General features: G+C 64.9%; 10 protein-coding genes. 5 read left to right on the forward strand and 5 right to left on the reverse strand.

The genetic code is table 11. The annotated features are described in order from the left end of the window. Positions 1-25: 25 nt before the first annotated feature. From ACZYZF_RS21825 to ACZYZF_RS21835, 3 genes are read left to right on the forward strand one after another with little or no spacing between them, the layout of a single operon-like run. Positions 26-1,072 (forward strand): phosphotransferase, encoded by a 1,047-nt coding sequence (locus tag ACZYZF_RS21825; protein WP_463836804.1) that lies wholly within the window; start codon positions 26-28, stop codon positions 1,070-1,072. Next, complete coding sequence (locus ACZYZF_RS21830) at positions 1,069-1,440, forward strand: nuclear transport factor 2 family protein (protein WP_463836805.1); 372 nt, start codon at positions 1,069-1,071, stop codon at positions 1,438-1,440. Before ACZYZF_RS21825 ends, ACZYZF_RS21830 begins: the two co-directional genes overlap by 4 nt. A gap of 60 nt (positions 1,441-1,500) precedes the next feature. Continuing rightward, positions 1,501-2,541 carry a TIGR03857 family LLM class F420-dependent oxidoreductase gene (locus ACZYZF_RS21835; protein ID WP_463836806.1) on the forward strand — a complete coding sequence of 347 codons (1,041 nt, stop codon included), beginning with the start codon at positions 1,501-1,503 and terminating at the stop codon, positions 2,539-2,541. Positions 2,542-2,566: 25 nt separating this feature from the next. Here the strand turns inward: ACZYZF_RS21835 and ACZYZF_RS21840 are convergent, their stop codons facing one another. Then, positions 2,567-4,063, reverse strand: a complete 1,497-nt coding sequence (locus tag ACZYZF_RS21840; RefSeq protein ID WP_463744347.1) for an acyl-CoA carboxylase subunit beta — start codon at positions 4,061-4,063, stop codon at positions 2,567-2,569. Between the two features lie 138 nt (positions 4,064-4,201). On the opposite strand from ACZYZF_RS21840, the gene ACZYZF_RS21845 reads away from it, so the two are divergent. Both ACZYZF_RS21845 and ACZYZF_RS21850 read left to right on the forward strand, forming a co-directional pair. Then, positions 4,202-5,257, forward strand: coding sequence for an LLM class F420-dependent oxidoreductase (locus tag ACZYZF_RS21845; RefSeq protein ID WP_463836807.1), 1,056 nt, complete (start codon positions 4,202-4,204; stop codon positions 5,255-5,257). Further along, a complete protein-coding gene (locus ACZYZF_RS21850; protein WP_463836808.1) occupies positions 5,254-6,489 on the forward strand; it encodes a cytochrome P450 in 1,236 nt (411 codons plus the stop codon). Before ACZYZF_RS21845 ends, ACZYZF_RS21850 begins: the two co-directional genes overlap by 4 nt. A 78-nt stretch (positions 6,490-6,567) precedes the next feature. Here the strand turns inward: ACZYZF_RS21850 and ACZYZF_RS21855 are convergent, their stop codons facing one another. From ACZYZF_RS21855 to ACZYZF_RS21870, 4 genes are all read right to left on the reverse strand, one after another. Next, a complete protein-coding gene (locus tag ACZYZF_RS21855; RefSeq protein WP_463744344.1) occupies positions 6,568-7,854 on the reverse strand; it encodes an amidohydrolase family protein in 1,287 nt (428 codons plus the stop codon). Positions 7,855-7,945: 91 nt separating this feature from the next. Then, positions 7,946-8,083 (reverse strand): CstA-like transporter-associated (seleno)protein, encoded by a 138-nt coding sequence (locus ACZYZF_RS21860; RefSeq protein WP_216615863.1) that lies wholly within the window; start codon positions 8,081-8,083, stop codon positions 7,946-7,948. Next, entirely contained in the window at positions 8,083-10,389 is a 2,307-nt protein-coding gene (locus tag ACZYZF_RS21865) for a carbon starvation CstA family protein (protein ID WP_463836809.1), read from the reverse strand. The genes ACZYZF_RS21860 and ACZYZF_RS21865 overlap by 1 nt, the downstream gene beginning before the upstream one ends. 114 nt (positions 10,390-10,503) lie before the next feature. Further along, complete coding sequence (locus tag ACZYZF_RS21870; protein WP_463836810.1) at positions 10,504-12,027, reverse strand: ATP-dependent DNA ligase; 1,524 nt, start codon at positions 12,025-12,027, stop codon at positions 10,504-10,506. Positions 12,028-12,059: the final 32 nt, after the last annotated feature.

Here is a 12,059-nt window from a genome sequence, read left to right on the forward strand (position 1 = left end):
TCAAATTTCTGTGGGGAGATCAAGGGTGACATCAGTCGCAGTGCCTGTCTCGGAACCGGTGCCCAGGGGTATCGACGAGGTCACCCCGCCGTGGTTGACGGAGGCGCTGGGTGTGCCGGTGACGTCCGTGCGGGCTGAGCGGATTGCCTTGGACACCGGCTTCTCCGCAGCGTTGTACCGGATCCATCTGAGCGGATCCGAGGGTGTCCCAGAGACTTTGATCGTCAAGCTGCCCGCCGACTCACTGGCGCGGGGCGGGATGGAGATGCTCGGGGGCTACCAACGCGAGTTGTTCTTCTACCGGCACGTCGCGCCAGATGCACCCATCGCCACACCACACTGCTATGTCGCAAGGATGTCCGGCACCGACTTCGTCCTCGTGCTCGAAGATCTGCAGGACTGGGAGAACGCCGACCATCTGGCCGGGCTGTCGCTGCCGCGTGCCCAGCTCTGTATCGAACAGTTGGCCGGTCTGCACACGTGGTCGGCCGGTGTCGATGATGCGGTACTGCGGCACTTCCCGAGCATCGACAGCACGATGACCCGTGACCTCTTCCTGCCCGCATTCGCCCCTGGGTGGCAGCTGTACCGAGACCACACCGGTCGGCCGATACCTCCGAACGTCGCCGCATTCGCTGAACGGTTCGCCGATCAAGCACCTGCCGCGCTCGCCGCGCTGTCAAAACGGAACATGTTGCTGCACGGAGATATTCGAGCCGACAACATGTTCTTCCGCGACGATGCGCTGAAGCTGGTGGACTTCCAGCTGTCCGTCCGCGGTGCGGGTGCGGCCGATATCGCGTATCTGGTCAGCCAGGGTCTGCCCACCGATGTACGCCGTGGCCTGGACGAGGAATTGGTGCGTGAGTACGCCAGTCAGGTCGACGGGTACACGTTCGACGAGGCTTGGCGGGACTATCGTCTCGCGACTGCGTTGCTGCTGTACATGCCGGTGGTCGCACTGCTCACCTGGGACGTCGCCCCTGAACGGTCCCGGCAGCTGTGTCTGACGCTCATCGACCGCGCCGTCGCCGCCATCGAAGACGTCGACGCATTGGGGGAGTTCTCATGAGAACCGCGCGTGAAGTGGTGGAACAGTACAACTGGGTGGTCTGGAACGAGAAGGATTTCGCGCTCGCCGAAGAGCTGCTGGGGGACACCGTCACCCGCCACGATGTGGGGGAGGTGAAGGTGCTGACCCACGAAGAGGCGGTCAACCGGGTCATCGACCACTGGGCGATGTTCGAGACCATCCGGTTCGACCTGAACCTGATTGTCGCGGGAGACGATGGCGAGCACGTCGCGATCGTGTACGAATCACCGATGACGTCCATCGACGGTAACACCCTGACGATCAGCAGTATGGAGATCTTCCGAGTCGTCGACGGCCGGATCACCGAAGTCTGGAATTGTGGTTACAAACAAGGAGTCTGGTCATGACCGACGAGCGCTTGCGCGAGGAGCCGAAATGACCGACGAGCGCTTGCGCGAGGAGCCGAAATGACCGAACCCGTACTCGACGAGCTCGGCTACTACCTGCTGGCCGGTGCGGGCGGTGAAGGTCCGGCCACGCTGATGGACGAAGCGCGCCGCGGTGAGGAACTCGGGTTCGGTACCGCATTCATCTCCGAGCGGTGGAACGTCAAGGAAGCCTCCTCGCTCGTCGGCGCCGCCTGCGCGGTGACCGAACGTATGCAGATCGCCACGGCGGCCACCAACCACAACACCCGTCACCCGCTGATCACCGGATCGTGGGCGACGACGATGCACCGATTGTCACGGGGCCGATTCACCTTGGGCATCGGCCGTGGCATCGCAGCCATGTACAACGCCTTCGGGGTGCCTGCGGTGACGACCGCGCAGATGGAAGATTTCGCACAGGTCATGCGCAGGTTGTGGCACGGCGAGGTGGTCTTCAACCACGACGGGCCGATCGGCAAGTATCAGGTGCTGTTCCTCGACCCCGACTTCAACGAGGACATCCGGCTGGCGATTGTGGCCTTCGGTCCGCAGACACTCGCCCTGGGCGGGCGGGAGTTCGACGACGTCATCCTGCACACCTACTTCACCCCGGAGACGCTGCAACGCGCGGTCAAGACCGTCAAGGATGCCGCCGAGCAGGCCGGCCGTGACCCCGACAGTGTGCGGGTGTGGTCATGCTTTGCCACCGTGGGCGATCACCTGCCCGAGGAACTGCGACTGAAGAAGACCGTGGCCCGCCTCGCCACGTACCTGCAGGGCTACGGCGACCTGCTGGTGAGCACCAACAACTGGGATCCGGCTGTGCTGCAACGCTTCCGGGCAGACTCAGTCGTCACCTCAATCCCGGGCGGCATCGACCACAAGGCCAGCGCCGAGCAGATCGAGCACATCGCGACCCTGATCCCCGACGAATGGCTCGAACCGTCGGCCACCGGATCGGCGAGCCAGTGCGTGGACCGCATCCGCAAAGAATTCGACTACGGCGCCGACGCGGTGATCATGCACGGGGCCACCCCCGACGAGCTCGAGCCGATCGTGACCGAGTACCGGGCCGGCTAGACGCCCACACCCGCGGGGGCGCGGGTCAGGGCATGATCAGGGTGCGCGATACGGGTTCGGCGACCGCCTGACGGCTGAAGATGCCGTGCTGCAGGGTGACCAGCAGTGCGTTGCGGGTTTCCTCCGGGGAGATGAGCTCGTCGAAGCCGAGGTGACCTGCCGACCGGAAGGACGCCTCCAGCTCCATCTTCTTGAGCACCTCGGTGTAGTCCTCGCCGGCGTGGGTGGCGGCGCTGAGTGCGGCCGCGCCCATGGCGCCCATCGTCGCGCCCGGATAGGCGAATGTCGCGACCTGGTCGTCAAAACCCAGCAGAGACATGACCATCGAGCCGAATCCGAAGGCCTTGCGCAGTGTGACGTGAAGCTTGAGCGTCGTCGCGGCCGTCTGAGCGGCGAACATCCGCGCGCCGCTGCGCAATACGCCACTGCGTTCGGACCGGCTGCCCGGCAGCATGCCGGGATTGTCGGCGAGGAACACGATCGGTAGGTGGAACGAGTCGGCCACGGTGATGAAATGCGCTGCCTTGTCGGCGGCGTCGGCATCGATGGAACCCGCCATCACCTGCGGCTGATTGGCCACCACCGCTACCGGATAGCCGCCGAGGTGGGCCAGAGCGCAGATGATCGCGCGCCCGAATTTCGGCTGCACCTCGAACCAGTCGGGCCGGTCGAAGATCTCGTCGATCACCGCGCGCATGTCGTAGATCTGGCGGTTGTCGCGGGACACGATGTCGAGGATCTCTGGCGTCGGGCGCGGATCGGCGGTGTCATCGGCAAGCCTGGTCGGCGGATACGACCATGCACTGGAAGGGAAGTAGGACAGATAGCGCCGGATGTCGTCGATGGCTGTCTCGTCGTCCTCGGCGTAGTTGTGAATGACGCCGCTGGCCAGTGCCACGTTCGGGCCGCCGAGATCCTCCTTCGAAATATCCTCTCCGGTCGACTCTTTCACCACCGGGGGACCGGCGGTGAAGATCGCGCCTTGCCGGCTCATGATGCTGAAGTCGCACACCGGGGCCACCAGGGCACCGTGACCGGCGGACGGGCCGAGGATCGCCGATACGGTGGGCACCTTTCCCGAACATCTTGCCTGGGCGATCAGGTCTGTCGGTGTGCGTCCGTAGTGCTCTCCGCTGGGGCGGAAACCCGCGCCCTCCAACAACATCACGAGTGGGATCTTGTTGCGCAAGGCCAATTCGGCCAGCCGGTACCGTTTGGCGTTGCCGCCCGGGCCGATGCTGCCGGCCAGCGTGGTGAAATCCTCGGCGCCCACCATCACCGGCGTTCCGTCGATGCGGCCCGAGCCTGCCACGAGCCCATCGGCGGCGATGTCGCCACCGACCAGGGTGCCGAATTCCTGAAAGGTGCCCGGATCCAGCAGTCGCGCGATCCGCGCACGAGCGTCGAGCTTGCCCTTGCTGTGGTGCTTGGCCAACCGCTCGGGACCGCCCATGCCGTGGGTGTGCTCACGTCGACGAGCAAGGTCCTCGAGAGTTTCCTTCCACTCCGGGTCGTTCGTCATGCCGCCGTCCTTTTGTCGAGCGCTCGAGCTTGGTGCCCAAGCCTACCGCCGTTGACCATACTGAATTGCTTACTGTAGCGTCGATCAGGTGCTCGGTTCGCGCATGGTGAAACACGCTGGCAAAGGAATCTGTCGCCAATGAGTGACCCCGTTCCTCGCGCTGTCAAAGTCGACCGCGGCATTCCCAGCCGGCTCGCCGAAGTTCGCGATGTCGCCCGTGAGCTCGAGGCGAGCGGTTACGACGGATGCTGGACCGGTGAGATCAACCACGATCCGTTCCTGCCCCTCGCGCTTGCGGCCGAGCACACCGAGCGGATCCAGATAGGCACGAGCATCGCGGTGGCCTTCGCGCGCAATCCGATGACGATGGCCCAGCTGGGCTGGGATCTGCAGACGTACTCGGGCGGGCGCTTCGTTCTGGGGCTGGGCACGCAGATCCAGCCGCACATCGAAAAGCGATTCAGTATGCCGTGGAGCCACCCGGCTCGCCGCATGCGCGAGTACATCGATGCGCTGCAAGCGATTTGGGGATGCTGGCGCGATGGCGCAAAGCTGCGGTTCGAGGGGGAGTTCTACACCCACAAGATCATGACGCCCATGTTCACCCCGGAACCGTCGGACCTGCCGTTCCCCAAGGTGTTCCTGGCCGCGGTGGGGGAGCTGATGACCGAAGTGTGCGGTGAGATGGCCGACGGACTGCTGGCCCACGCATTCACCACCCGGCGCTACCTGGACGAGGTGACCACGGTCGCGTTGCAGCGCGGAATGGACCGCAGTGCGCGGGATCGCGCCGACTTCGAGTTGTCCTGCCCGGTGTTCCTGGTGACCGGCGCAGACGAGCAGGAGATGGCCGCGGCGTCGATCGCGACCCGCAAACAACTCGCCTTCTACGGCTCGACGCCGGCCTACCGCAAAGTCTTGGAGCTGCACGGCTGGGGCGATCTGCACACCGAACTGCACAGGCTGTCACTCGCCGGTCAGTGGGACGCGATGGGTGAGCTCATCGATGACGAGGTGCTCGACGCCTTCGCCGTCGTCGCCCCGGTCCCCGACCTCGCCGCGGCGTTGCGACGCCGCTGCGACGGTGTCATCGATCGCGTGCTGCCAGGTTTTCCCGCCGCGGTGTCCCCAGACACCGTGAATGCGGTGCTGCAGGAGTTTCGAGAATGCCCGCCAGTGAGGAGCAACGTATGACCGTCCGCACCGTCGACGATGTCGCCAGAATGTTCGCCAACCCGTCGGCGTACACCGACGAGGTGACATTGCACGCGGACCTGGCCCACCTGCGGGCCAACGCCCCGGTGTCCTGGGTCGAGGTACCCGACTATGCCCCGTTCTGGGGGATCACCAAGCACGCAGACATCATGGAGATCGAGCGTGCCAACTACATCTTCACCAACTCGCCACGCCCGGTATTGGTCACCCGCGAGGGCGACGAGCAGCAGGCTGCGATCGGAATCCGGACGTTGATCCACACGGACGACCCACTGCATCGCGACCTGCGGGCCATCGGAGCCAACTGGTTCCGGCCAAAGGCCATGCGCGCGTTGAAGGACCGCGCCGACGAACTGGCCAAGCGGTTCGTCGACAGAATGGTCGACGAGGGGCCGGAATGCGATTTCGTGCAGCAGGTCGCCGTGAACTATCCGCTGTACATGATCATGACGCTGCTCGGTGTACCCGAGTCGGACTTTGCCTTCATGCTCAAGCTCACCCAGGAGCTGTTCGGCAGTGACGACGACGAGTTCAAGCGCGGCACCAGCATGGAGGAGCAGGGCATGGCGCTGCTCGAAATGTTCCAGTACTTCACCGAACTGACCGCCTCACGTCGGGCGAATCCGACCGACGACCTCGCTTCGACGATCGCCAACGCCACGCTGGACGGCGAGCCGCTGTCCGATATCGACACCGTTTCCTATTACGCGATCATCGCCGCTGCCGGCCACGACACCAGCAGTGCCAGCATTTCTGGAGGCATGCACGCGCTGCTGCAGAATCCCGACCAACTGGCCCGGCTGCAGAACGACATGAGTCTGATGCCGCTGGCGGTCGAGGAGATGGTCCGGTGGACGACACCGGTCAAGGAGTTCATGCGTACCGCGCAACAGGACTACGAGATTCGTGGTGTACGCATCGCGAAGGGCGAGTCGGTACTGCTGTCCTATGTCTCGGGTAACCGAGACGAGGACGTCTTCGTAGATCCGTTCCGCTTCGATGTCGGGCGAGACCCCAACAAACACATCGCGTTCGGCTACGGTGTGCATTTCTGCCTCGGTGCCGCACTGGCCCGGATGGAGATCAACAGCTTCTTCTCCGAGCTGCTACCGCGGTTGCGCTCCGCAGAGCTCATCGGCGTACCGCAGCACATGGCCACGACATTCGTCGGTGGTCTCAAGCACCTGCCAGTGAGGTATTCGCTGCGTTAGGCGCGCCGAGCAGACACAAAACTGTCCCTTTCCGCTCGGAAAGGGACAGTTTTGTGTCTGCTCGCGGGAGGAAGTGGCTTACTCGCTGCCCGAGTTGCCCCGCGCCGCGGCGTGCAGCGCGTCAGCGCGGGTGCCCTGCTCGTGGTGACTCAGCGCCTGGATCGAAACATCGTGACCCTCGGCGGATTTGCGGAGTGCGCCGACGGTGGCCTGCTCGCGCGAGATGTGGGTGAACGGATCGAACGAATACCAGCGCATGGCGTTCTCGTGGGTCATCTTGTTGATCTCGTCGTCGGGAACGTTGTTCTCGGTCAACACATCCCACAGCTCCTCGGGAGCGCCCGGCCACATCGAGTCGCTGTGGGGATAGTCGGCTTCCCAGCAGATGTTGTCGATGCCGATCTTGTTGCGCAGTGTCACGCCGACCGGGTCGGAGATGAAGCAGGTCAGGAAGTGGTCGCGGAATACCTCGCTGGGTACCTTGCCGCCGAAGTTCTGCTTCGTCCAGGTCGAGTGCATCTCGTAGGTGCGGTCGACGCGCTCCAGGAAATACGGAATCCAACCGGTGCCGCCCTCGGACAGGCCGATCTTGAGATCCGGATAATCCTTGATGGGCTTGGACCACAACAGATCCGCGGCGGCCTGCACGATGTTCATCGGCTGCAGGGTGATCATCACGTCCAGCGGTGCGTCCGGGGCTGTGATGGCCAGCTTGCCCGAGGACCCGATGTGCACGTTGAGCACGGTGTTGGTGTCGCACAACGCCTTCCACAGCGGAGTCCAGTAATCATCATGGAAACTGGGATAACCCATCGCCGCCGGGTTCTCGCTGAATGTCAGGGCGTGCACGCCCTTCTTCGACACCCGGCGGACCTCTTGGGCGCACGCCTCGGCATCCCAGATCACCGGAAGCGCCATCGGGATGAAGCGGGCGGGATAGGCGCCGCACCATTCATCGATGTGCCAGTCGTTGTAGGCCTGCACCAGAGCCAGGGAGAACTCGGGATCCTCGGTGGCGAACAGGCGGCCGGCGAAGCCGGGGAAGGACGGGAAGCAGATCGACCCGAGGATGCCGCCGGCGTTCATATCCTTGACGCGTTCGTCGACGTCGTAGCAGCCCTTCCGGATCTCGTCGAGGCCCTGAGGTTCCAGGCCGTACTCCTCCTTCGGGCGGCCGGCGACCGCGTTCAGTGCGACGTTGGGAATGACGATGTCGCGAAACTGCCACGTGTCGCTGCCGTCGGGGTTGTGCACCAGGCGTGGTGCCTCATCGGCGTACTTCTTGGGAAGGTGATTCTTGAACATGTCAGGCGGTTCGACGATGTGATCGTCCACGCTGATCAGGATCATGTCGTCTTTGTTCACGAACGCGCTCCATTCACGACGGCCTTACCGTATGGACGACAGTTTAGCCGGACGCGACGACTTCAGACCAGTCCATCAGCAGATTCGTCGCTCAGCAGCAGCGCGCGCCCGGATTGGCCTCCGTGTTGCGGTGCCGCATCTTCCAGTAGTCGCGCTCGGACAGCACCGGCTCACCCGGGTGGGTACGTTCGCGGTGCGCGACGTAGCGGCGATAGTGGTTGTCGCCCATCAATGTTGACCAGTACCACCCGATGTGGCGTGCGGCTTGGCGTGTGCTCCGGGCAAGGCGTCCCACTGCTTCTGCACCTCCTTCTCGGCCGTCGTCGGGATCAAGCCGGCCGGTGCGAAGATGCGTGAGGGCACTTCCTCGTCCACCGCCAGCGGCCGGCCGGCCCCTCGCAGCGCTTGCAGTGCCATCACCACCCCCGCGATGAACACGATCAGCACCAGCACCGCGAAGACCACCGACAGGGTGCCCTGGATGAAGGTGTTGCGGATGACCGCGTCGATCTGATCGGGGTTCTTCGCCGCGCCGAATGTCGACTTCCCGGCCTCCTGCGCCGCGACGTACTGTGAATGCTGTTTCCAGTAACCGACTTTCGGATCGGCGGAGAAGATCTTCTGCCAGGATGCCGTCATCGTCACCGTCAGATCCCACAGCAGCGGCAGCCCCGGAATCCAGGCCCACTTCACCAATCCGCGCTTGATCACCACCACGGTGACCACGGTCAGCGCGATCGCCGCCAGCAGCTGATTGGCGATGCCGAACAGCGGGAACAAGGTGTTGATGCCGCCCAGCGGGTCGGTGACGCCCATCAGCAGGATCGAACCCCACGCGGCGACCACGATGACGCTGCAGGCCCAGGCGCCCACCCGCCAGCTGGGATTCTGCAGCTTCTTCAGCGGGCCACCGAGATTGCCAAGTCCGTCCGACAGCATGAACCGCGCGACCCGGGTGCCGGCGTCGACCGTGGTGAGAATGAACAACGCCTCGAACATGATCGCGAAGTGGTACCAGAAGGCCTTCAGGCTTTCCCCGCCGAAGACCTGGTGCAACACCTCGGACATACCGAAGGCCAGAGTCGGCGCGCCGCCGGTGCGCGACACGATCGAATGCTCACCCACGCCGTCGGCCGCGGCAGTGATCTCCTGTGCAGTGATCGGCTGACCCGACAGGCCCAGGCCGTTGACGTAATCGGCCGCGGTCTGCGCGGTGGTGCCGGTGGCCGCCGTCGGCGCGTTGATCGCAAAGTACAGGTGCTGGTTGAGGATGGCCGCGGTGATCAGCGCCATGATCGCGACGAACGACTCGGTGAGCATGCCGCCGTAGCCGATCAGCCGCATCTGGCTTTCCTTCTCCAGCAGCTTGGGCGTGGTGCCCGAGGAGATCAGCGCATGAAAGCCCGACAGCGCACCGCAGGCGATGGTGATGAACAGGAAAGGGAACAACGATCCGGCGAACACCGGGCCGGTGCCGCTGGCGGCGAACTGCGAGATCGCGGGTGCCTGCATCACCGGCCTGGCGATCAGGATGCCGACCGCCAGCAGTGCGATCGTGCCGACTTTCATGAACGTCGACAGGTAATCGCGCGGCGCCAGCAGGAACCACACCGGCAACACCGAGGCGGCCAGGCCGTAGATGATGATGCACCACGACAGCGTGACCTTCGAGAGCGTGAACCAGTCGACACCCCATGATGTTTCGGCCACCCAACCGCCGGAGATGACTGCGAGCAGCAGCAGTGCCACGCCGATGAGTGACACCTCGGACACCCGGCCGGGGCGGAAGAAGCGCAGATACAAGCCCATGAAGATGGCGATCGGGATGGTCATCGCGATCGAGAACACGCCCCAGGGGCTTTCCGCCAGTGCGTTGACCACGACCAGCGCCAGCACCGCCAGCAGTATCACCATGATGACCAGTACGCCGACGATGGCGGCGACGCCGCCGACCAGGCCCAGCTCGTCGCGCGCCATCTGACCGAGCGAGCGGCCGCGGCGGCGCACCGAGATGGACAGCACCAGGTAGTCCTGGACGCAGCCGGCGACGACGGCGCCGATGATGATCCAGATCGTCCCGGGCAGATAGCCCATCTGCATGGCCAGTACCGGGCCGACCAGCGGACCCGCGCCGGCGATCGCGGCGAAGTGGTGACCGAACAGCACCCGCCGGTCGGTCGGCATGTAGTCCGTACCGTTGTCGAAAAGCTCTGCCGGAGTGGCATTGTCGTCACGAGGCCGGACGATCTTCATCTCGATCAACCGGGCGTAGAACCGGAAGCCGATCACGTACGTGCAGATCGCGGCGATCACGAACCAGACGGCGTTGACGGTTTCGCCGCGGAAGAAGGCGATGACCGCCCACGAGATCGCGCCCAGCACCGCGACGATCGCGAAGATCGCCTTGTGCTTGGCCGTGATGGGCGAGCGGTCGACGATCGCGACCGGCGGAAGGTCCTTGTCGGTGCGGACAAAGGTGACGTCGCCGTCGTGCTCCTCGATGCGATCCGTTGGTGGGGCATCCGGTGTTGCCACGGTCTCTCCTCGCTCACCCAGTGTCATACGCGTCGTGTGTGATCTTTTCATCGAGCCAAACCGCGTGGCATCGAATCCCGGTTTCCGCACCCTAACCAGATGGGCCGGGTCGCGTCAGGCGAGGAATGCGCGCACAGTGTCGATCGTGTCTGCTTCTTGCGGGGTCTTGTCGTCCCGGTAGCGCAAGACCCTGGCGAACCGTAGCGCGACACCGCCCGGATAACGGGTGGACCGCTGGACGCCGTCGAAGGCGATCTCGACGACCTGCTCCGGCCGGACCGTGACGGCCCAGCCGTCGTCGTCGACCTGCAATTCGCGAAACCTCTCGGTCTGCCAGATCAGCATCGCGTCGGTCATGCCCTTGAAAGTCTTGCCCAGCATCACGTATCCGCCGGTCTCCGGGTCGCGCGCGCCCAGATGGATGTTGGACAGCTTGCCGGTGCGTCGCCCCGACCCCCGCTCGACGGCGAGTACCACCAGATCCAGGGTGTGTACCGGCTTGACCTTGAGCCAGCCGGCGCCACGGCGGCCGGCCTCATACGGTGCCGTCGGCGCTTTCGCCATCACGCCTTCATGACCGGCGGCCAGGGTGCGATCCAGAAACTCCTGCGCCACCGCGGCGTCGGCGGTGACGAGGCGATCGACGCGTCGGTCGGGGGGTACCAGCGCGTCGAGCGCGGACAGCCTCTCTTCGGTGGGCAGATCGAGCAGATCCCGGCCGTCGACGTGCAGAAGATCGAAGAAGAACACCGACAACGGTTCGAGATCGTTCGGGGTCTTGCGGCCGAATCTCGCGGCGGTGACCTGAAAGGGGTGCGGACGGTTGTCCGGGCGCAGCGCGATGGCCTCGGCGTCGGCGATCAGATCGGTGGCCGTCAAGGCCAGTGTCGCCTCCACCACCTCGGGCAGGCGATGGGTGACATCGTCGAGGCTGCGGGTGAACACCGAGACTTCGGATCCCTTGCGGTGGATCTGAACGCGGGCACCATCGAGCTTGGCCTCCAAAATTGCTGTGCCGCCGAGCCGTTCGAGGGCATCGGCCACCCCGGTCGCGGTCTGCGCGAGCATGGGGCCAACCGGGCGACCGACCTGCAGGGCGAACTCGGCAAGCGCGTCGCGGCCGCCGGTCAGGGCCGCGGCGGCCACGGCGGCCAGATCACCGGCGAGCATTGCGGCGCGCCGGACCTCGGCCGCGGGTATGCCCGACGCGCGGGCCACCGCGTCGGCCATCACCCCGGCCAGGGCGCCCTGGCGCAGCTCACCGCCCAGGAGGCGCCGCAGGAAGGTCTGCTCTGCATCGGTGGCAGTGGCGAAAAGCTCGCGGACCGAATCGGCACGCAGGGACTGCGAGCCCTTGCCTGCGATTCTCTTGATCTCGGTGAACGCGGTATCGACGCCGGTGACGGTCAACGTGGGGATCTGCGCAGGTGCCGGCAGTGAGCGCAGCGCCGCCCAGCCGACACCGATCTGGCGTTGGGGGAGTTCTCCCGACAACCAGGACACCGTGACCGCCACCGAGCGGCCGTCTCCCTCGGTGGCGGTTTGGGCCAGCAGGGCCGCGATGCGGTCGATCTTGGCCAGCCGTGCCGGCGTCCCCGCGATATCGGCAGATGCGGCGGCAACCTCGGCGAGCAACACGTGATCAGCGTGCCACGGGGTGTGAACTGTTC

The organism is Mycobacterium sp. IDUB_24, from assembly GCF_055419385.1.